Source organism: Bacillus sp. FJAT-28004, assembly GCF_001280845.1.
Classification (GTDB): domain Bacteria; phylum Bacillota; class Bacilli; order Paenibacillales; family Paenibacillaceae; genus Pristimantibacillus.
Window position 1 is genome coordinate 548989 of record NZ_LGHP01000001.1, and the last position, 21554, is coordinate 570542.

The following is a 21554-nucleotide window of genomic DNA, read 5'->3' on the forward strand; positions in this document are numbered from 1 at the left end:
AGAAATTGGAATGCCTTATAATGTGAATATCATACAAATTAAATGTGACGAGGTGCTTGATTATATGCGGAAAAAGCTAGTGTATACACCGCCGGCAAACGGTTATCCGGAGTGGAACAACAACCCGGAAATTTATCGATTGAACCGTATGGATGCGCATGCTTCATTAATGCCCTTCGATACGGAACATGAGGCGTTGGAAGGCAATCATAGCAAGTCTTCGAATTATTTGCTGTTGAATGGGCAGTGGAAATTTGCATTCGCAACAAATGCTGAATCACGAATCGCCAACTTTTATGAAGCCGATTATGATCATAGCCAGTGGGACAGCATTACGGTACCCGCTCATTGGCAGCTGCAGGGTTATGATTATCCACAATATACGAATATACGATATCCTTGGGATGGTAACGAGGACATAAAGCCGCCGTTTGCTCCAACCGCTTATAATCCCGTTGGATCGTATGTCCATACTTTTACGGTACCTACTCCGTGGGATGGCAAGCCTGTATTTATTAGTTTTCAAGGTGTGGAGTCGGCTTTCTACGTATGGCTGAACGGTGAGCTTGTTGGCTTTAGCCAGGACACGTTTACGCCTTCCGAGTTCGATCTAACCCCTTACCTTGTAGACGGAGAGAATAAGCTGGCAGTAGAGGTTTATCGATGGAGTGATGCAAGCTGGTTGGAGGATCAGGATTTTTGGCGGATGAGCGGCATTTTCCGTGATGTTTATTTGTACACAACCCCCGAGGTGCATCTATACGATTTTTTTGTACACACAGAGCTTGATGAGCAGTACCGTGACGCAGAGCTGATTATTGATGCCAAGCTGCTTAACTATTTCGTTAGGCCAATGGGTCAAATAACGTTGGAGGCAACGTTGTTTGATGCGAATCGAGCTGCCGTATTTCCAAACCCGCTGACGATTCAAACGCAGGTGGAAGGTGAGGAGCTAACTTCTGTCCAACTGCGCGGCGCTGTTCAAAATCCGCTCAAATGGAGCGCAGAGCAGCCGAATTTGTATACGTTGATACTTAGCTTGAAATCTGAGGATGGCACGCTGCTTGAGGCGATAAGCTGTAAGGTTGGCTTCCGCAAGTTCGAGATAAAAGACGGCTTGATGCAAATTAATGGACGCCGGATTATGTTCAAAGGGGTAAATAGACACGAGTTCTCATGCGATACAGGCCGTGCTATAAATGAATCGGATATGCGTAAGGACGTTGCGCTCATGAAGCAATATAACATCAATGCCGTACGCACCTCACATTATCAGAACAACTCACTTTGGTACGAGCTCTGTGACGAGTACGGTTTATACGTCATTGATGAAACGAATCTAGAAACCCATGGTTCCTGGTCTTATGGACAGAAGGAGCTTGGTGAGACTGTACCTGGAAGCAGACCGGAATGGATGGGAGCGGTGCTGGATCGCTGCAATTCGATGATGCAACGTGACAAGAACCATGCCTCTGTCGTCATATGGTCGCTCGGAAACGAAGCATTTGGCGGGGACAATTTTATTAAAATGCATGATTTCTTGCGTGAAGCTGATCCGTCCCGTGTCGTTCATTATGAAGGATCGTTTCATTTCCGTGAATCGGAAGCGGCTTCTGACATCGAAAGCCATATGTATACGAGTCCGCAGGGCGTCGAGCAGTATGCTAGAAGTAACCCGAAAAAACCTTATATTTTATGCGAATACAGTCATGCGATGGGGAATTCCTGTGGAGGCTTGCATGTGTATTGGGAGGTTTTCGAGAAGTATCCGGTATTACAGGGCGGCTTCATATGGGATTGGATCGATCAAGCCATTCGTGTGACCGACGAGAGCGGCGTAGTGAAAATGATGTATGGAGGCGACTTTGGCGAATCGCCGCATGACGGCAATTTCTGCGGGAACGGCCTTATTTTTGCAGACCGCACGGTGTCGCCTAAGCTGCAAGAGGTGAAGAAGGTATACCAGAACGCAAAGTTTGAAGCAATTGATTTGAAGAACGGTTCCATTAAGGTGACCAATCGTCATCTATTCAGCGCTTTGAATCGTTTTACGCTTGCTTGGCAAGTGGCGATTAACGGCGTTACTGTGGAAGAAGGTACGATAGAAGCGGCTGCGCAACCTGAGTGTACGGAATCGTTAACGATTCCATATAGACTGCCAAAGCTTTCTTCAACCGCGGAAGAGGCCGTATTAACGGTACAACTGCTGCTGAAGGAGCAAACCCTCTGGGCAGAAGCGGGTCATGAAATAGCCTTCGAGCAATTTGTACTGCCTGCGCCTGTAGATGCTGTTATTGGTCTAGTACCGGCTAAGCCAGCTATTCATGCAGAACAATTGGCAAATAGGTTGCTTGTAAGCGGTGAATGCTTCACAGCGCAATTTGATCTAACAAATGGCAGTCTTACGTCCTATATGTGGAATGGCACAGAACGGTTATTACAAGGAGTGACTCCGAATTTCTGGCGTGCGTACACGGATAATGATCGCGGCAATCAGCAGCATATGCGCTGTGCAACATGGCGAGAAGCGGGTACGGAGCGCGTTCTGCAAGCCATGACTTGGGAGCTTGAGGCAAGCAGTGTAACGATTAGTGTACAATATAGCTTACCTACGACATCGGAATCCTTGCTTTCACTTGTTTACACGGTAAGCGGAGACGGAGAGATCGATGTATACGAGAAGCTGCAGCCCGGGGCAGACTTGCCGGAAATTCCGGAATTCGGATTGTTATTCCAAATGCCTGCTCGATTTGATCAAGTAAGCTGGTATGGCAAGGGTCCAGACGAGACGTACTGGGATCGCCAGACTGGAGGCAAGCTAGGTCTTTATACTGGCAGCGTTAAGGATCAGTTTGTACCGTATATACGGCCACAGGAATGCGGCAATAAGATGGAAGTTCGTCATGCAGAGATTACGAATACGCAAGGCGAAGGACTCGTGCTGAAGGGTGCACCACATTTTGAACTGAATGTGCTGCCCTACACTCCTTTTGAGCTGGAGGAACATGATCATATTCATCTGCTGCCAGAGAGCAATAAAACGGTCGTTCGCGTGAATCATAAGCAAACCGGCGTTGGCGGGCATGACAGCTGGGGCCAACGCCCAGAGAATGAATACATCCTGTTTGCGAACCAAGCTTATACACATCGTTTTTCATTAATAGGAATTTAAAATAAAAAGAGGCTTGTCTTCCGTCTGCTGACGGTCGGCGGGCCTCTCTTTTATTTGATATAGATGCCGCCAAATGGCAGCACTTCGCGAAGAATTCTTTTGATAAAACCGCCGTTTTGCAGTTGATCCTCCAGATCGGCATCGCGTGAGCCCGTTTGGATGAGCACCGGGCCGGTGCCACGAATTTCCCACTGTACATTCATATGCTGGCTTGCGAGCTTATTGCCATAAACGGACAGCTGGATGGATGCATGCTCAGGATATGCGACGAGCGCTCCAGTCTCAACATATAAAGGACGATCCGGATGAAGCTGAATGGATTTCATATCCCCGGCCGTAATAATGCCAAGCAAGCCCGGACCGGAAAATCGCATACGGACAAATTCCTTCGTAATCCATGCGTTTTTGAGCTTCTGCACAACGGACTTCAAATTCATGCCGTCCGAGAAAAAAATGATATGTCTGAAATCGAACAGTAAATTGCTTTTCTCATCGATCTGCAGCGTTTCGAGCGAGCAGCCTGCCGGCAGGCCAACAATGAATTCGGAAGGTCCAGAAATGAGGGAGCGAATCCAGCGTTTCTTGCGATACATGCCAGCCAAATCCATGAAACGATCCTCGCGATTTTGCGGATCGCCTTGAAAGGCAATGATCGATTTTGGATGCAGCACATGAAGCTTGTCCACAGCTTCAAGGTTAAGATGCACATGCCCGACCTGGGCGGGAACCGTTATTTTCATCCGCTGATTCCTCTGCCGCCTGTGCTCCGCTGCTTGCGCCATACGACATAACGCCAGACGCGTAGGGAGACGATATAAGCAACAAAAACAGCTGCGATAATAATGACAGTATTAATAAGCTTGCTTATAAAGGATTGTTTGTCCTGCTTCATGCGATCCATCTCGGCTTGCAACTCCGCATTTTGCGCAATTAGCTGATTGTTTTGTTCAAGCAGCTCCTTTTGCTTAAGCGCATACTCTGCTGCAGCCTTTGCGGATTCCTCAAGCTGCTGCTGTTGCTTAGCAAGTGCTTCCGTGGCTTCAATATATTGCTGCTGGAGCTCGCTTATTTTCTCAGGTGTATTGTAAATGTCTTTGATTCGATCAATTAAACCTGCGTGGACAGTTGGTTGTGGAATGATGATGAGAATAAAGGATAGGAAGCTTGTTATGACAAGTGCTTTCCATAATGGTTGCCGCATCATATTCTCCCTTCAGTTTTCGACATAAGAGGGGCTGATGCTTACATTTTACAGCCTTTCTCGACAATAGTCACTCCTGTCCTGTATTTGGATGGAAATAGCGACGATTTATTGCCTGAAAACATTTACTCCATAAAAAAAAGGATAGCAGCGGTGTCGCTGCTATCCTTTGATCGATGACTATTTTCTAACGTACAAGCGACTTGTTTCTTCCCAAATGCCGCCTGGCTCAAGCGAGACAAGCCCGATTTGCTCAGCTGGCAAATTCACATTTGGCGCATTGACGAGATTTAGCTGCGGCTCTGGACAGAAGAAGCCTGGCGTAGCATTGTTGTTCCAAATCATCCACTGCTTATAAGCCGTTCCGATATCGTAGACAAGTGTTACACCATTACGTGTATCGGTCAGCTCCATTGCATTGCGGCCGTTTTGCGGCTCGGTTGTGTAGTGATTGTCCATCGACTCCCAGAAAGGCGAGATACCTGTTGTTTTCATTGCTTCTTCGTCCGCTACTAGCGTCTGGTAGTTGCCTGTCGGCAGCATCCGCTCGTTAAGTTCCCAGCGTTTTCCGGTTGTTAGCGTGAAGCGGTAATCATCTGCTGTGCTGTTCGAAGCGAACGGCGCATTGATCGTCGTATGGAATGCGATCAGACAAGGCATCGCATCCGTTCCTTCATTATGTACGGATACATGCTGGAGCAGGCCTGTATCATTCAATGCGTAACGAAGCTTAATCGTGAAGCGATGCGGCAAATACGTATAGATGGGGTGGCTTTCATCGATTGAAATTTTGAGCGATACGTAGCTTTCCGTTTTGTTTGTGCCAAAATCCTCGACACTCCAAGCTGCTGTATGGAAAAATCCGTGCAAATGGTTGCCGGTTTTTGCTTCATTTACAGGGAAGTTATAAGTTCTGCCATTCCAAGTAAAAGTACCGTCTTCATAACGGTTGGGAGGGAACAGGACAGGGATGCCGTGAATGCCCGGATTCGCTCTAAAGCCATCCATTTCCTCTAGGGATGGTTCACGAAGGAAGGTATAGTTGTTTGCATTATCGCGAAAAGCAATGAGATTGGCACCAACAGCTGGCAATACAGCTGCTTCATAAGCGCCCCACTGCAGCCATACAGCTTGTTCATCATGAAATAATTGTTCAAATGCTTGTCCTTGCGTAGACATGGTAATCCTCCTAAAAGTTATTAATAAAGACTTAATCGGTGTAAAATTTTATAATATTCAACTTTAGAATAGCAGGACAGCGAACAACAAACAACCGCCCTATTCCGATAATAGCGGAAATTGGAGCGGTTGTATGTACAACTATTTTGTTATCCGTAATTCTTTACTCGAAGCACGTTGTGAAAACAGCTGTTGGATGACGAATTGCTTGCGGCGATTTACGGTTACCTGCTTAGAGTCGGTTATTTCGGAGTCAAAATAAATCGTACCAGCATCAATCGTCTTGATTTTTCCGATATTGATGTAGCAATTGGAGCTGACTTGATAGAAGCTGCGTTCCCTCGTCAGCTGGCTAATCTGTTCGGCAGTCATTCTTTTCTTTATATTATAGTTTCTGCCATGGAAGCTTACGAGTCCTTGCATACCGAGCTTAAAATAGAGCACATCTGTTTCCAACTCGAAATCCTCATACACATTCCGTTCGCTCATTACAACATTCATCATCTCAATTCCCCCTTTAGAAATGTGAATCGCTGATTTGTTAGCGCTTACATTGTAACATGTCACAATAGTATTTGTGAAGTCTTTTATAAAAAAAAGACATTGTTTGATGAAGCGGCTTGTGCTATGGTCACTGTAAAGCCAAAAGTTCAGAGAGGTAGGGTATAAAATGAGCAATCAAAAGGGACAATCAACATCCAGCAAGATCCTTTATATCGGGTCATATGGAACAGCAGAGGAATCAACTATTCATGTGTGTTCGTTCGATGAAACGACAAGTGAGCTAAACCTATTGCAGCGTCTTAGTGGGTTTGAGAATGCTTCTTATTTGACGCTGCATCCGGGTGGTGGCAGCTTGTTTGCAGCAAGTGAAACAGATGTAACAGGAGATGCGAGCGGTGGTTCGGTCGCGTCGTTTGAGATCGATAGAGAAACGGGTTTGCTGCAGTCTACAGGAAACCGCTTACTTACATATGGCGCTCATCCATGTTACCTTAGCACAGACAATGCAGGGCAGGTGCTCTTTGCTGCCAATTATACAGGCGGCAGCGATGCATTATTTCCAATTAAGGCTGATGGGGAGCTGGAAGAGGCATCATCTGTCCAGCAGCATGCCGGCGAGCTGGGTCCAAACGCCGCAAGGCAGGATGCGCCACACGCTCATTGCATCGTCCCGCTAGGTTCTTCTTATGTTTGCTCCGTTGATTTGGGCATCGATGCGATCGTTATTTATCGCTATGATGAGGAAGGGCGTTCGCTTGTTCCTCATGGAATCAGCAAGGTACATCGTGGGGCTGGTCCGCGTCATTTGATTTTCCACCCACATTTAAAAACGGGTTATGTGATGAATGAGCTGGATTCCACGATTACACAGTTAGATGTAGACGCAGAGCTAGGTGTGTTAACAGCAAACCAGGCGATATCTGCATTGCCGGCTGATTATAATGGCAATAACGATTCCGCGGATATTCATTTAGGTGTATCTGGACGTTACTTGTACAGTTCTAACCGTGGGCATAACAGCATTGCCGTATTTGCAGTGGATCAAGGCAACGGACAGCTTTCACTTATCCAACATATCGATTGCGGCGGTGAGTTGCCGCGAAATTTCGTAATAACGCCAAGTGGAGATCATTTGCTCGTTGCTAATCAGAAGACAGGCAATATTACTGTATTCTCGGTAGATGCGGAGAGCGGACTGCTATCCCAGCTGGAATCGAAGCTTGAACTACCTAGTCCTGTGTGCATGAAGTTTGCAATAGCTTAGTTTAGTCGGCTGCACGCTTCATCGACGGTTACGAGTGTTTCGTTAAGAAAGGCAGGTCCTACTAATCATGTCTGCACAGCTAGAATCGAGAAAAATCAATAAAGAAGCCATGAAATCTGCTACCGTATACACGATATTAATTTGCATCAGTTCCGTTCATCTCATGAATGATATGATGCAATCGGTTGTTTCAGCTTTGTTTCCTGTATTGGAGCAATCACTGCGGTTAAGCTTGGCACAAATCGGCTGGATTGCTTTTACACTCAATATGACTTCATCCGTTATGCAGCCTGTTGTCGGCTTGATCTCGGATAAAAGGCCCGCGCCTTGGATGCTGCCTGTCGGGATGTGTGCCAGTATGCTCGGGATGGTTGGTCTAGCCTTCGCTCCGAACTTCTACTTGGTGCTGCTCGCGGTTGTGTTCGTGGGGCTGGGCTCTGCTGTGTTCCATCCAGAGGGCTCGCGGGTCGTACATTTAGCCGCAGGCAATCGCAGAGCTTTCTCCCAGTCGATCTATCAGGTTGGCGGCAATTTTGGTCAAATGCTCGGTCCGTTGATGACGATGCTGATCTTCCTGCCGTTTGGACAGAAGGGCGCTATATGGGGGACACTGCTTGCTGCTACAGCTATTATTATTTTGATGAAGGTCGTTCCTTGGTATAGGACGCAGTTAGCCGATCATGATGGTAAGATGCAGCGCAAAGCCGTCGGTAAAGTGAAGCCTGCTCTTGCACCCAAGGTCGTCGGGTTTGCGCTTGCTATCCTGTTTGTGATCGTTTTCGCACGATCCTGGTATGCCGCAGCTATCGGTAACTTTTATCAGTTTTATGTGGTGGAAACATATCACCTAACGATTAAGCAAGCACAGATTCCATTGTTTCTATTTATGGCAGCCGGTGTTGCCGGCACTTTTCTAGGCGGCATATTAGCGGATCGGATTGGACGCAAAAAAATGATGCTGATTTCCATTCTAGGCGCAGCACCATTCGCCCTTATCCTGCCGCATCTGCCGCTGGCTTGGGTATATCCGCTAATCGTTGTGCTTGGCTTTATTTTGCAATCCGGATTCTCGGTCAGTGTCGTATATGCACAAGAGCTTATGCCTAGCAAGGTAGGGACTGCTTCGGGACTGATTACGGGACTTGCTTTCGGTATGGGTGGCCTTGGCGCGGTTGTGCTCGGATATTTGGCGGATGCGCGCTCGCTAAGCTTCGTTATGGTAGCGTGCAGTGTATTGCCGCTGATGGGCTTGCTGGCGCTTATGCTGCCAAAGGATAGAAAAGAAACTGTTTAAATCGGTTACAGAACGGTCGCTTTAAGGAGATTTCCTTAAGGCGGCTTTTTTACTTTCGCAAAAACAAATTGAAAAAAACTAAACATAACTATATAATGTTTATTAATAAAGCAAACGTTATTAAGGAGTGTTTGTTTAAATGGATACAGAGGAACGATTTTGGTCATCGTCGGTGGAAGAACTGAAGCAAGGTTATGTATACGAGGAAGCAGAAGGATATTATTATTGCCTCATATGCGGAGAACGTTTTGAGGATGGAGAGATTTTTCGGGATGAGCATTCTGGACGCTGGTATGAGGCACGTAAATATGCAGCCTATCATGTACAGCAGGAGCATGGCTCCATGCTTGATTATTTACTCGAGCTTGATAAGCGCCAGACGGGTCTGACCGATTTGCAGAAGGAGCTGATTCAAGGTTTTGCCGATCAGTTGACTGATAATGAGATGATGAGTCGTACCGGCATAGGCAGCGCATCGACGATCCGGAATCATCGCTTCGTGCTTAAGGAGAAAGCGAAGCAAGCGAAGCTGCTGCTCGCGATCATTGAGATGATGGAGCAAGGCAACACGGCAGCTCCGCGCTTCGTGCCTGTGCACCGGACTGCGACGCAAGTAGATGAACGTTATGCGATTACAGAGGATGAATACGCTGCGCTGTTGAAGCAATATTTTCCGGATGGACCTGAAGGTCCGCTCGCCTCATTCCCGCGCAAGGAGAAGCGTAAAGTAGCAGTACTGCGTCATATCGCCTCTTATTTCAAAAGCGGAGTCCGCTATACCGAGAAAGAAGTGAATGAGCGGCTGACTACTTTTTGGGAAGAGGATTATGTTACCCTGCGCCGCTATCTAATCGAATATGGATACTTGGATCGCAAGGACGATGGCCGGGTGTATTGGGTGAAGGGTTCAGGAATCAAGAAACTTGAGCCAGAGCAGAATGAGACGGCTGAGCAGGGTGAGCAGAAGACTGAGCCGAAGAAGCCTGCTAAGGGCAAGCAAGGGAAAATGGATAAGAAGAAAGCTCTGGCTAACGTGCAGGAGCAAGAGGAAGATCGAAAGGGTGAACCAAAAATGGATAAGGCAAAGCGGAAGCAGCTGACAGCTGAATACCAAGAGCGTGAGCGGATGATGGGTGTATTTCAAATCAAAAATAATATTAATGGAAAAATATATTTAGGAGGCTCGACTAATTTAGATGCCCTGTGGGGAAAAGAGCAGTTTGTGCTTAATATCGATGGTCATGCGAATAAGGAGCTGCAGAAGGAATGGAAGCAATTCGGCCCAGAGAACTTCTCCTTTCTCATTCTAGAGACCGTTAAGCTGGAGCAAAAAATCCGTTATGATTATAAAGACGTATTGGACCCGGAAGACCGTCAACCCGTTGATATGGTGCGACAGTACAACAGAGAAGTCAACGATTTAAAGGAGCTATGGGCCCAGAAGCTGCAGCCTTATGGAGAGAAGGGCTATCACGGCCCAGCCGAGAAGACAGAGAATTAATCATTTTGTTTGATGAGGGAGAGTGCTGGTTGAAATGTCTGCTAATGGAGTAACGGGAGCGGGAGAAAGTTTGCTCCGCAACAAATTTTTTCAAACGATTATTTTTTCAAACGTGCTGCTTCAAATCGGGATTTGGGTAAGAAACTTTGCCATTCTGATGTATGTGACAGATAAGACAAACGAGGACCCGTTCGCGATTAGTTTGATGGGCTTCGTGGAGTTTTTACCGATTTTCGTATTCTCGTTCATCGGCGGAACTTTCGCAGATCGCTGGAAGCCGAGGCTTACGATGATTTGGTGTGATTTTTTATCAGCGTTGTCCGTGTTTGTTGTACTGATTACTCTACTTTACGGATCGTGGCATATGGTGTATTTTGCTACGTTTGTATCGGCGATCCTATCGCAATTCTCACAGCCATCGGCAATGAAGCTGTTTAAGCAGCATATTCCGGCTGAGCAATTGCAATCAGCGATGGCGATGTTTCAATCGCTTATGGCGATATTTATGGTGCTTGGGCCGTCACTTGGTGTGATATCGTATCAAAAATTCGGCATCGAAGTTTCAATTGGAGTAATGGGTGTAGCGTTCTTGCTGTCCGCTGTCGTTTTGTTTCGAATCCCTCGTGATCGTGAAGTGGAGAAAACGGATGCTGCATTGGAACGGCATTTTTGGAAGGAGTTCAAGGATGGGTTTAAGTATGTATGGCGTAGTCCAGTCTTGAAAGCACTTGGAGGTACGTTTGCTCTAGCGGGTACGGCGGTAGGGATTGCCCAGACGCTTGGCTTGTTCATCGTGCTTGAGCGTTTGGGCCAGCCAAAGGAGTTTTTACAATATATTCTAATGGTTAACGGGATAGCGATGCTGGTTGGCGGAGGGGCTGTCATGGTTATTGCCAAAAAAGTAGCTCCGCAAAAGCTGCTCGCAATCGGCCTGCTTTTTAGCTCGATTTGTATGATTGGTGTAGGCTTATCAACAAGCATACCACTTACATTAGTGCTGCAATTCATTAGTGGATTGGGCTTCCCAATGATTCAAATCGGAATTAGCACAATGATTTTGCAATATTCCGAGGAGTCCTATACGGGACGGGTGAATGGTGTGCTTACCCCAATGTTTATGGGGATGATGGTTATTATGACGCTTGTTGCCGGACAGCTCAAAACGGTGTTTCCGCTCGTCGGCATTTATTGCGTCGCAGGGGCGATTATGTTTTTGGGAATGCTGCTCCTTGTTCCGTTGTTTAAGCATAAACCGCTTGTTGTTCAGTCTAGTTCTTAGTTGGCGGGGGTTATTGACAGATTCTCCCGTGTGAAGTAATATTTGCTGTAGTTGATATGAAGGATAGCGAAGCACGCTTATACCCTCGGTAGAGGGAGGGGCGTGCTTTTTTTGCGTTGCTTCAGTAGTGTCTCTTGGAGAGTAGCCTATTGATGGGGGAGAAGGAATGTTGTCGAAATACAGCAAATGTTGGAGAGGGAAGAGGTGAGAAAAGAAGGGAAAAGAGATAGACAAGAAGAATGATTATGAAACTTCTGTAAAAATATGTGTGATAAATATGTGTAGTTCGCAAATGAACATTCTTTATTATAAAAAAAATGGGAGTGGTTAAATATGCAAAAAATAGGACGAGTCATGCTTGCAATGGCTTTGCTGGTAACATTGCTGATTAGAACGGAGACAGCTGCGGCAGCGGTTGCTTTTACGGATACAAAAACGCATTGGGCAAAAGAAGAGATCGCGACTGCAGTTAATCAGGGATGGATTAATGGCTATGATGTCAAAACATTTAAGCCAAATGCAAATATGACGCGCGCTGAATTTTTGAAATCGCTTGTAGCCGCTATGAAAATTAAAACGGAAGATACAGATACGCCTTTTGTTGATGATAGCGGTTGGTTTCGGCCTTTTATTGCTACGGGGTTGAAACAATCTATTATTAAGGTCGGGGATTATGCAGAAAATACTTTTGAACCTAATCGTATGATAACGCGAGAAGAGATTGCGCGCATGACGATCCGTGCGATTGGCAAAGATGCCGAGGGCGCAAAGTCGGGTTATCTGGCTGTGGCGAAGAAACTGGAAATTATGAAGGGTTATCCTGATGGTTCGATGGGCGGAGAGAAGAACGCGACTCGTGCTGAGGCGGTAGTGATGATTACAAACACATTGACGGCCAAGATTGGTAAGTCTGTTACATATCCCAAAACAAGAGATGCACTGAATACAATGGTTCAGTCTCTGCCTAATTTCAATGGGACGACTATGTTTGGTACTGGTGGTATTGTTTTAATTAACTCTAAAGGATCAGATGACTTTTTTGATTATACACTAGCGATTGAATACGTGGTTGAATTGAAAAAGACTTCAATTATCATTTCTGAATCAAACGTTGAAAATCAGAAGGTTGTTAAAGAAATACTAAAGTACTACTTCCCTAAATCAATTGATAAAGCATATTCAAGTTACAATAAAGTTAATGGTTTAGAATCTAATAATGCAAATAGTGTAATAGACACAAAATATGATAATCGGACTTTTAAAGTTTACAAGGGAAGTGATAACAAAACAGTGATGATTCGGATTGGAGAGTGAGCTCCTTGAATAAATCACTACAAAAAAATGCTATTCTCATATTATTTTTTTTATTAGTAATAACATCAATTCCATCAACTACTTTAGCTGCAGGTAGGAAAGATTGTCCTCTGCCATCAACGTATGATACAAACTCACAGCTTCTTATTGAGCAAAATAATATTCCTACTTTTATTACAACGGGAAAGGGTAAGAAAACACTAAACGGAAACTTTCTTTCAAATAGTTGTGGTATGGGGAGTAATTTAGTTGTATACGGATCACCATTGGATATTTCAACATCAGAAGGAAACCTATTTGATGATGGAGAATGGCGTTATCTCGGTTGGGATATTAACGGTAATCTTTATCGTAACTGGCTATTTCGAAGCGATTCTAGAGCTACTCTAAATGTTGGGAAGAATTGGGTGAAAACACCTTGGAATACAACAGTAGGAGAAAGTAAGAAAATTACTCCAACACCAATGCTAACATCACATCCTGATGCACGTAAATGGCTAGAGTCTATTGTAGATCCCTATAGAGAATCTCCTACTTTTATTCAGAGCTATAATAAAAGAACTGGTAAAGGATGGACGGGGGAGACCCTTAAAGAGTATGTCATTATCCAACAGATTCCTACAGATTTCAGTCCAGGTATTGTTCAAATGTGGAATATATGGAAACCTGACGGTTCTTGGTGGTATGAGATGTTTTATATTCCTCCTTTAAATAAATTGGTGGTAAAAAAACAACCTGATCTCTTGATTAGTACGTTGGTTAGTCCTGCTGATGCTTGGGTAGGCGACTCTGTACCGATAAAGATAACAACAAAGAATCAAGGTACAGAAAACAGCGGTGCTTTTACAGTAGGTATAGTTGGAACTAACATCAAATCAGAAATCATTTCAAACATACCTCCCGGACAAATCAAAACAGTTACCGTCAATCTAACCTCTACATCAAGCGGCATTAAGAGCTTCACTGCAAAGACAGATTTTGGTGAAGCGGTAGCTGAATCAAATGAAAATAACAATACAAAAGATTTTAAAATCGCCTTTAACAAGAAAAACGAACCAACGACTCCAATAGCCATCATCTCTCATAAAGAGGGAGACCATCGAACAACCCCAGAAATAACCATGAAGCCGGCAACAAAGCCGATGCTTGATGATAAACTCTCCTACTCTCCAGGCAAGGAAGCCATTACTCTAAAGGAATGGAAATATAAAACCCCAGTAGGAAAAATGATTGCGAGAAAACCAACAGCAAAAGATTTTGCGGCTGAAGGGAAATACATCATTGAGCTGCGTGTTACCAACAGCGCAAAAAAGGTTTCAGAATGGGCACAGCTGATTATAAATATAGCGAATCAAGCAACGCCAAATCCAAGCCCGTCGACATCACCTGAACCAACGCCAACACCTAAGCCTGATTTAAAAGCAGACATCGAATTTGACCCTCCTAGTATCATCGCAGGAGAAAAGTCCTCACTAATCAATCGATCAAAAGGTTTGAACGGATATACATGGAAGTTCACAGACAACTTAAGCGCAGTACTGCCGAATACTACGGACTATGAGTTTATGAATATCACGTATCCAGCGCCGGGTTATTACACAGCTGAAATAACCGTTACCGATGAATTTGGTGGATCACATCGGGATGGAGCGGTTCTTCGGGTTATCGATCCCAAACCAGTAGCCATCGTATCGGGAATAACTCGTGTTATACAAGGAAGACCTTTAGAGCGGCCATACAACCTGTTAAACTCGTATACACCTTTAGAGGATAGAGGCGAAAAAATAGATTTTAGTAGATCAGAAATGCGCTATAAAAGAGTAGGAGATGCCGCTTATACAAATGGCTGGTTCAACATAACGCCTACTGATTTAGGCGAGTATAGTATCGAAGGTAAAGTTTACGATACTACTGGAAGAGTTAGTGATTGGGATGAACTGATTATGGAGGTTGTGCCGGATGCACCTCCTACGGTAAGAGTGGTAGCTCCAGAAGAGTCTTATCGGGGTAATGGCTTTATGCTTTATATCGATGCAGAGAGTCCTGACGGCGATATTCTAAAGTATCTTTCTCTCGAAGAACGCTATGACCGAGATGGCGATGAGAACTTTGAAGAAGAAGCTTGGAGAACCTTATATGATGGGAAATTCAAAACAATACATTCCCTTAATTACTCTACCGTTGGTAAACGCCAATATCGTGCTGTTGTGACCGAAGACTTTGGAATGAAAGGTTATTCAGGAATTGCTGCCACCGATATTCTGAATTACGCGCCATCTGCTAACTTTAACGTGTTTGGAACTACGCAGCAGCCAGGGCAGGGAGAAGATAGCGGGCCTCCAGTCACTAACTATACAACGCAATCGATATTTCGTTCGTGGACGTCAAAGCTTCCATACAAAGGTGGAAATGCTCAAAAAGCAGCTTGGAAAGCAGATGCTACAACACTATCAACCAAAAACGGTGTATATGCAAATTTCTCAGTCGGATACCCGAACTCAGGGAATGGAGCAAACTCACGTACAAAATATCAGCTTGCTTCTGAAATTGTTGCTAAACCGACTTGGAGTGTTCCTAATACAGAAACTGTGTTTAACAAGGTTTTCGGTGGGAACAGGCTATATTCTTATAAGCAAGATTATAATTCGCCTAACTTTCCCTATACATTTTATGAACGAAATTCAATTACAGGAGAACTTTTGAGGACAGTTACTTTTGATACACCTAGTAATTTTACACTTATGCAAATTGGAGGAGACGAAACTTTTTACTTTTCTGATGGAAGAGAACGCGCAACCAACCCGTATTTGGTTAAAATTGCTAGGTACGATAAAAATGGTGTATATATAGACACGATTTCCATGCAGTCTAATAAAACCTCGCCTAGTGGACTAGGTAGCGAAATAGGGCCAGCCCTTCTTGAATTATCATCTGATGGTGAATTTATGTATGTAGCTAGTAAATTTTCTTATGATGTTCCGGGAAATTACTATGATGGTTACAGGAATCAATTGCGATTTTTCAAGTACTCCCTAAAAACCAAAAGTTTGGTATGGGAAGCGCCAGGAGAAACTTTGGATCGCGGATATATTACAAACATTAATATGACTGAAGATGACAACGGAGATGTGTATTTCACCTATAACTTTGAAGATCGCTACTCCTCTGGATTAGCAGGCTTGAGAGGTTACGTTGTACAGGTAAAACAAGACGGAATAACTCGTACTCATGCAATAGGAGGAGCAGCTGGACTATCTCATGCTTCTATATCGGATTCAAAAAAATATGTTTATGTAAATTACGTGGAACTTAATGGTAGTACAATAGGTAATACTTTTTTTGAAGCTATTTACAACGGAACAAACTATAACGGAGAACCAGTGTTTGAGAACGCTTTTGTAAGAAGTATCGTTAGATATCAAGATGACTCCGGATTATCGTTTGCAGTAGTAGCGCCTAATGCCAATCCATTAGTATTCGCCAGTGGGTTCACGTATTCTCAAGGCAGAACACACCAGTCATATAATGCATTTTTCAATATATACGGAGACCAAAGCGGTGGTTTCGAAAGTGAAAGTTATTCTGCTAACCTTGGAAAAATATTTATCAATCAGCATAATCAAATTATTTATCCTGTGTTTAATCCGGTGGGGATTACATTTGATCCTGGAACACCTAGAAAAATAACGGCTACTTTGTATAATGCATCAACAAATAGTGTCATTGCAGCAACACCGTATTCCGGACCGCCAGTAGTATCGTATGAAGATCGATCTGGAACCTCATCAACACCTATTTTGCCTGACGGTTCCATTTATGTTTTCTATGATAAAAATGTGATGCCGTTTGTTCCAGCTAAAGCTGGTGGATCAATCAAAGAAATAGATGCCAATACGGTTGAAATCACAAATGACGATTGGGGCGGACTGCTCTATGATGCAGGAAGCGCAATGAAAAATTACGCATTAGAATTTCATGCGAATGTAAGTGACATGAAGAATGATAAGGTAATCGGAGCTGCTTTCCAGATTCAGAATGAAAAGAACATGTACGCTATGGAGTGGAGCAAAAATGCTTTGTCGCTATACCGTGTTGTGAACGGTGCTAAGACGTTGTTGCAATCTACACCTATGACAAGGACAGCTTTTAACACGTACCCGATTAAAGTAGAATCGGTTAATGGCATTCAGCGCGTATATGTGAATTATGCAAAAGTACTAGAGGTTGCAGATGGTACGTATATAAGAGGCTACGCAGGTTTAATGTCACTGGGGCAATCCAACGCTGTATTCTCGAATGTGAAGAAAACGAACTATGGCGACACCTACACCGAACAAACCTATGACTCCGTTCTCGTCAATGATCCTATCTCGTATGAGAAGTTGTTCAATGACATTGAAAAAGATCCAATGGCAGCAGAGGAGTGGAGTTACAGTCACAATCCAAACTTCTTTGAAAATCCAGAAAGATTAAGTGTCCATAACGGTAAAACATATGGCTCAACAATCAATTCGCTCGAAAGAGCTGGTGTGTATGAAATCACCTTCCGCGCCAAAGACAATCCTGGTCTATCGGCTTATAGGAAATGGTCGGAGCCAGTGAAAAAGCTGCTCTACGTGCATCGAAGACCTGTCGCGCAGCCTGACGTAAGGTTTACAGGCAAGGTTTTTGCAGAAGGTGAAGCACTTAATTATGAAACGTTTGATACGTCTTATGATCCGGATATTGCTCATATTTTATCAGATAAACTTTTTCGCACCCGCTGGGCTGACCAAAGCACATGGACAGCAGGGAAACGAGAGTACTATAATCGCCCAGGTGTGGAACTGATTGTACAGGAGCAAGTACGAGATATTCACGGAGCATGGTCATATTGGGGGCAAACGATTGTCTATAAGGATGGGATACCGCCTGTAAACCAAACGAAACCTGTCATGACCATTACTGTTCCGACTGGAACGACTCCATCAGCTCCAACGGTACTGATTAAAGAGCCAACCATTAGATGGACATATTATGATGCTCAGAACGATCCGCAAGAGAGGTACAGGTTAACGCTTACTTACGTCGATAATAATGAAACGGCTTTGTACATCGAGCATGAAGGAAATGCAGTTACTTATCCTATGCTTGTAGGAAACATTGTTCCAGGTCGTGTCGTTAAGGTGCAAGGTCAAGTTTATTCAGCAGGGGTATGGTCAAATATGAGCAATAGTAGATATTTTGTGCTGGATCTTCCTCCACAAACCTATTTGCTTTCATTTAATGGCCCTGATGGAAATCATCCGATCTACACAAATACGAATCGTCCACAGCTGCGAGTGTTCACAGTTGATCCAGAGAACCACCCAATTAAAGCAATAGACTATGAGGTGTTCAAAGCATCGAGTGGTGCTATGGTAATGGACACGAACTCTGCTACGACTGCAGCTAATTACACAACAACAACGTTAGCCGAGGGGTTGCATTACTGGAGAGCTAGAGCAAATGATAGTTATGTATGGGGACCGTATTCAAGTAATGGTTTCTTCTTTGTAGACACGGTTAAGCCAGCTGATGTAAAAGAACAACTCATCGTTGAGCCTACGGCAGTAACGGTTAATTTTAATGCATTCTATGATGCTGAGCCTTCATCGGGGCATGCCACACGAACATTCTATTTGCAAAAAGTGAATGCTGACGGCAGTGTGACGAATATCGATCTAAATGGTGACGGTACAACGGAATATAGTATCCCGTTAGCACTTTCTAAACAATCATACAAAGTCGCTGGGTTGATTTCGGGACAAGCATACCGTCTTACCGTACTCGATTATGATGTTGCCGGCAATGAAGGGCATTATGAATATATTCATTTCGTTACCAATCGTCCTCCAACCGCTGACTTTGATTGGATGCCAAAACCTGTATATGAAGGGGATATGACCTCTTTTCTATCGAATGTATCAGACGCTGATGGCAATACACTTACGATTGCTTATGAGCTGACGAGTCCACTCGGCGTGAAGAACAGCTATTTCTATACCGTTAATGGTCCAAGCTATCCGGTAAAAGGGCCTTCTCTGAGGTTGACGGCGGTCGGACTTTGGAGCATGAAGATCACGGTGAGCGACGGCATCGCTGATCCGGTTAGCCTGACCAAAACGTTGCAGGTATTGCCGCTTCAAGTCAATGGTTATGTAAGGCATACGGAGCTATGGGATCAGCATCGTAAGGCTTTCAATTTAAAACAATCAGGGGACGAGAATTTGCCGCGCGGCTATTCGGTATTTTGGGCAGGAGAGAAATTTATATTGGAGGCAGATACAACTCTAACGGGTACTGCTACAAAAGCGGATCGGGTAGAGGTGCGCATGAGTACTTACGAAACGTCCCTCGCGGCGTTAAACGCAGGGCAATCCAGCTGGAAGGGTGAGCTTTGGGATGCATCATTTGCAAAGCTTGCTAAAGGCACCTTAACCTTCACCTTTTCTGCTTACTACAATAATGGCACAGTAAAAACGAAGTCAGTTGACATAACAATCGAAGGGCAAACGATAGATAGGGTTGGCGTACACCGCGTTCAATAATGAAGCGGGCTTCAAGGTAGCGAAATTCAAATAAAGAAGGCATGCTGCGCTGGCAGCATGCCTGTCTTTGTTTATTTTTCTTCGCCACTATACCGGAACACTTTACGCTTAATCCTCTATTGCAGCTTTTTTGCTATTGATCGCTTTAATCAGCTCTACATCGAATTTCGGTTTACGATCGTAGGTATACAGACCGTTTACTTCTTGTTCCACATCATAGAGTTGTGTATAGCAAAAACCGAACATATTAGGGTTTTCAAGTAGAGTGCTGGTTAAGCCGTCATATCTTTCAATAAATTGCTCCAAGCTTTGTGGACGATCTCCATAGCCCCAGCTTTTCTCATCCGATTGATTAGGATTCCACCAAATTCCGCCATACTCACTGACGAAATAGGGCTGACCGTTATAGCTCTGTCTATCTGAGAACGAAACCCACGCCTCACCTTTTTCGGCAAGCGGCTGATATCGTTCACGGAATGTTTTGGGGTTCTGATCATAATCATGGACGTCAAAAATATCGGTCACAACATGGAAGTTACCGCTTGTATCGATAACTGGACGCGTCGGATCGATCGCTTTGGTCGTCTCGTAAACGACGCGAAGTACGTCATTATCTTGCCTTGTGCCGCGCGATGAGTCCCAGGTTTCATTGAATGGACACCATCCGATCAAGCTTGGATGGTTGAAGTCGCGTTCTACGCCCTCAATCCATTCCGGTAGAAATTGAGCAAGGCTGGCAGCGGTTGATATATCGAGTCCCCAGTTAGCATGCTCTCCCCATACTAGATATCCAAGCTTATCCGCCCAATAGAGGAACCTAGGTTCAAACATCTTCTCATGTAATCTTGCACCGTTAAAGCCAAGAGCCAGTGACATCTCAATATCTTGTTTTAAAGCATCGTCAGTGGGTGCTGTATAAATGCCTTCAGGATAAAAGCCTTGATCAAGGACCAGCCGTTGGAATACGGATTTACCGTTAATTCGGAATGCCATACCATCTAATTGAATGGAGCGTAATCCGAAATACGACGATGCAGAATCTATTACATTGGCATCTTGAATGAGTTCAAGCTCTAGATCGTAAAGCGCAGGCGAATCCGTACTCCATAACTTAACTTTTGAGAGGGGCAAAGTTAGCGCAACTGACATTGAGCTTAGATTTACAGATTGTTGCCCAGCTGTCTCTCCATCCAGCGAAGCATTGCAACGGAGTTGCATATTTTTTGTATTGCCGACCAGCTTGGCAGTAACATGCAGACAGCTATTCTCTGGGTCAGGAATAAACCGACAAGATTCTATATAGGTTTGTGGTACATGCTCGAGCCAAACTGTTTGCCATATACCTGTTGTGCGTGTATAGTCGCAGCCTTGTGAATGGTATGAACCACTTTGCTTGCCGCGTGGTTGTAAGCCAGAGCGAGTATCGTCCTCTGCATATACAGTAACGACATTATCTCCTTCTCGCAGCGCTTGAGTAATGTTAAAGGAGAATGAGCTGTAACCGCCTCGGTGTTTGCCAACGTGAATGCCGTTAACCCATACCTGTGCCTCGTAATCTACCGCTCCAAAATGCAAAAGTGTATGCCCACCGCTCCAATGTTCTGGAAGCTTGAAGCTTCTTTTGTACCAGACAGCTGGTATAAAATCGGTATGTCCGATGCCGGATAGGCGACTCTCTGGACAAAATGGCACGATAATGCTTTGAGACAGCTTTTGTTCTTCTTGGTTTAAACCTCGGGCAATACCGCTTTTTCCAGGGTCCATTTCAAATTGCCATTCACCATTTAAATTGAGCCAGGATTGACGAATAAATTGTGGTCTAGGGTATTCTGGACGAGGGATTTGCAGTTGATCCATTTTATCATTCCTCCAACAAATTAATTTTTAAGTTAATTATAAAGTCGTATATGTTTAATATTAAAGATTAATAGGTCAAAATGTCAATGATTAATAAAACAATCTCCATATTATTAACTTTAAAACTAACTATAAAACGATAATTGAAGGAGACGAAGATAATGAAGTTTTATTGTAGTTAAGTATTGTACATGTTTGCGGGCGCTTAATATTTATTGGAGGAAAAGCTGCTATATAGCCATTTCAAGAGGGAATTACACTTAGGATGGATACGCGGTATGAATCTTTTTTTGAGGTTGTCATATTTATTACAGCTTGCAGCGGAAGCTCTATAGAAGCTAGCTCGCTGCAAGCTGTGGAGAGAAATAGATTATTTTACTTGTTGCATAGTCATAGGTTTAAATTCACTAGTTATTCAAC

At 44.2% G+C, this 21554-nt stretch carries 12 protein-coding genes; 7 read left to right on the forward strand and 5 right to left on the reverse strand.

The window, feature by feature from the left end:
• Positions 1-64 precede the first annotated feature (64 nt).
• On the forward strand, positions 65-3172 hold the full coding sequence (locus AC787_RS02240) for a glycoside hydrolase family 2 TIM barrel-domain containing protein (RefSeq protein WP_054026848.1): 3108 nt from the start codon (positions 65-67) through the stop codon (positions 3170-3172).
• Between the two features lie 50 nt (positions 3173-3222).
• On the opposite strand, the gene AC787_RS02245 is transcribed toward AC787_RS02240, so the two are convergent.
• From AC787_RS02245 to AC787_RS02260, 4 genes are all read right to left on the reverse strand, one after another.
• Positions 3223-3912 (reverse strand): AIM24 family protein, encoded by a 690-nt coding sequence (locus AC787_RS02245; protein WP_054023308.1) that lies wholly within the window; start codon positions 3910-3912, stop codon positions 3223-3225.
• Positions 3909-4376 carry a hypothetical protein gene (locus tag AC787_RS02250; RefSeq protein WP_152970567.1) on the reverse strand — a complete coding sequence of 156 codons (468 nt, stop codon included), beginning with the start codon at positions 4374-4376 and terminating at the stop codon, positions 3909-3911. Before AC787_RS02250 ends, AC787_RS02245 begins: the two co-directional genes overlap by 4 nt.
• 177 nt (positions 4377-4553) lie before the next feature.
• On the reverse strand, positions 4554-5552 hold the full coding sequence (locus tag AC787_RS02255) for an aldose 1-epimerase (RefSeq protein WP_054023310.1): 999 nt from the start codon (positions 5550-5552) through the stop codon (positions 4554-4556).
• A 141-nt stretch (positions 5553-5693) separates the two neighbouring features.
• Entirely contained in the window at positions 5694-6056 is a 363-nt protein-coding gene (locus AC787_RS02260) for a LytTR family transcriptional regulator DNA-binding domain-containing protein (protein WP_054023311.1), read from the reverse strand.
• A 166-nt stretch (positions 6057-6222) separates the two neighbouring features.
• On the opposite strand from AC787_RS02260, the gene AC787_RS02265 reads away from it, so the two are divergent.
• The 6 genes from AC787_RS02265 (at position 6223) to AC787_RS02290 (ending at position 19277) form a co-directional block, all read left to right on the forward strand.
• The gene (locus AC787_RS02265; RefSeq protein ID WP_054023312.1) at positions 6223-7320 is read left to right on the forward strand and encodes a lactonase family protein; all 1098 of its coding nucleotides are present in this window, start codon (positions 6223-6225) and stop codon (positions 7318-7320) included.
• A 67-nt stretch (positions 7321-7387) separates the two neighbouring features.
• Positions 7388-8614, forward strand: a complete 1227-nt coding sequence (locus AC787_RS02270; RefSeq protein ID WP_054023313.1) for an MFS transporter — start codon at positions 7388-7390, stop codon at positions 8612-8614.
• Between the two features lie 139 nt (positions 8615-8753).
• Positions 8754-10115, forward strand: coding sequence for a DUF2087 domain-containing protein (locus tag AC787_RS35145; RefSeq protein WP_063847474.1), 1362 nt, complete (start codon positions 8754-8756; stop codon positions 10113-10115).
• A 34-nt stretch (positions 10116-10149) separates the two neighbouring features.
• The gene (locus AC787_RS02280) at positions 10150-11394 is read left to right on the forward strand and encodes an MFS transporter (RefSeq protein WP_054023314.1); all 1245 of its coding nucleotides are present in this window, start codon (positions 10150-10152) and stop codon (positions 11392-11394) included.
• Between the two features lie 333 nt (positions 11395-11727).
• Entirely contained in the window at positions 11728-12708 is a 981-nt protein-coding gene (locus AC787_RS02285; RefSeq protein ID WP_054023315.1) for an S-layer homology domain-containing protein, read from the forward strand.
• Between the two features lie 233 nt (positions 12709-12941).
• Complete coding sequence (locus tag AC787_RS02290; protein ID WP_414730963.1) at positions 12942-19277, forward strand: Athe_2463 domain-containing protein; 6336 nt, start codon at positions 12942-12944, stop codon at positions 19275-19277.
• Positions 19278-19385: 108 nt separating this feature from the next.
• Here the strand turns inward: AC787_RS02290 and AC787_RS02295 are convergent, their stop codons facing one another.
• Positions 19386-21134 (reverse strand): glycoside hydrolase family 2 protein, encoded by a 1749-nt coding sequence (locus AC787_RS02295; protein ID WP_054023317.1) that lies wholly within the window; start codon positions 21132-21134, stop codon positions 19386-19388.
• Positions 21135-21554 lie beyond the last annotated feature (420 nt).